The following is a 1,485-nucleotide window of genomic DNA, read 5'->3' as shown; positions in this document are numbered from 1 at the left end:
CAAGCGGGCCCGGGGCTTCGCCGCCCGCCTGGAGCCCAAGAAGGCCTACCGGGTGGAGGGGAGGCTGGGCGGCCCCTACCTCCTGGCGGAAAGGGCCTGGCCCTTGGGCAAGTACCTCCAGGCCAAGAAGGAGGGGCAGCCCCTCCCGCCCCCTATCCAGGGCCGGGAGAACCCCTACCTGGAGCCCCGGGAGGGGAGGCCCAAGGAGGGGGCGGAAGGAGGAGGGGAAGGGGAAGCCCGCAAGGGAGAAGGAGCCAGGGAAGAGGCGAAGGCCAGGCGAGAGCCCCCGCCCAGGCCCAAGGAGGCCCCCAAGGGGAAGGGCCCCGGGGGCAAGCCCCTCCCCCGCCGGGATCCGGTGCGGGTGTGGCGGGCCCCCGAGGAGCCCCCGGACCCCGCCCCCCCGGACCTGGGCCGGCCCCCGGCCCTGGGCAAGGGGCAGGTGATGGGCCTGGCGGGCACGGGGCCCTACTACCTGGTCCTCCTGCCCCAGGCGGTGCCCGAGTGGTGGCCGAGGGTGGAGCGCCTCCTCCCCGAGTTCCCCCGGCGCTACGAGGTGCGCTTCTACCCCGACGGGAGCAGGGCGGTGGTCAGCGGGGACCTGGAGGCCCTGAAGGTGTGGTACAAGCGGGTGCTCAGGGGGTGAGGGGGAGGGTGTGGCCCGAAGTGGTGGAGGTCTGCCCCCTGGAGGGCCTCTCCCTCTGGCTCCGCTTCTCCGACGGGAGGGAAGGGGTGGTTGACCTGAGCGGCTTGCCCCTCCTCGGGATCCTGGAAAGGCTCAAGGACCCTGCCTTCTTCCACCAGGTGGGGGTCGACCCGGAGACGGGCACGGCGGCCTGGCCCGGGGGGATCGACCTGGACCCCCTGGTCCTCTTGGGGGCCCTTGGCCCCTAATGAACCGCTACAGCCTGGCCACGGGAGCCCCTCCTCCAGAAGTGGCGGAAGGCCCTGAGACCGCCTAGGCCACCCGCCACTGGGGAGCCTGGCGGAGGAGGGGGAGGAGGCCCTGCTGGTTGAGGAGGTGGGCCAGGAGGGCACCGGGTCTGCGGATGCCCTCCTTGCGGGAGCTCATGAGGGAGGCGGCCAGGGCCTCGCGGACCCGGGCGATGGCCCACTCCACGAGGGCCAGGGCTCCTTCCCACATGCCGTAGATTTCGGCCCGCAGGGCGTTCCAGAGGACCCAGGCGTAGAAGCGGACGCTCCCCGGGTCCTTGAACTCCTTGGCCAGGCCCAGGGCGAGCTCCTCCACCCGGCGGCGGCGGTCGGCGGGTTTGGCCCGTAGGAGACCGGTGAGAGAGTCAATAGCTAACGGGGTTTTTTGCCTGGGGGGGGATAACGAGAAGTCCAAGAGAAACTCCAGCACCTCAGCATCCCCCTTTAGGGGTTTTTCTTTTGACTCTCTCAGCGCTCGCCACGCTGTTTTCCCGCGCTCCACATCCCCCTCCAGGTCCCGCCAAGGATAGGCAAAGTCCTCCGCACCCAGGCGGG

At 71.2% G+C, this 1,485-nt stretch carries 2 protein-coding genes and 1 pseudogene; 2 read left to right on the top strand and 1 reads right to left on the bottom strand.

The window, feature by feature from the left end; all coding sequences use genetic code 11:
* Both BVI061214_RS13975 and BVI061214_RS00625 read left to right on the top strand, forming a co-directional pair.
* Positions 1-643: pseudogene (locus BVI061214_RS13975) on the top strand (hypothetical protein); the annotation flags it as partial.
* 8 nt (positions 644-651) lie between these two features.
* Positions 652-891: a DUF2442 domain-containing protein gene (locus BVI061214_RS00625; protein WP_231623781.1), complete on the top strand. Its 240-nt coding sequence runs from the start codon at positions 652-654 to the stop codon at positions 889-891.
* A 64-nt stretch (positions 892-955) separates the two neighbouring features.
* Here the strand turns inward: BVI061214_RS00625 and BVI061214_RS00620 are convergent, their stop codons facing one another.
* Positions 956-1,360, bottom strand: coding sequence for a hypothetical protein (locus BVI061214_RS00620; RefSeq protein WP_248841683.1), 405 nt, complete (start codon positions 1,358-1,360; stop codon positions 956-958).
* Between the last annotated feature and the right edge of the window lie 125 nt (positions 1,361-1,485).

The sequence above is a fragment of the Thermus aquaticus genome, assembly GCF_001280255.1.
Lineage (GTDB): Bacteria > Deinococcota > Deinococci > Deinococcales > Thermaceae > Thermus > Thermus aquaticus.
This window is presented reverse-complemented; position numbering and strand designations above follow the sequence as displayed.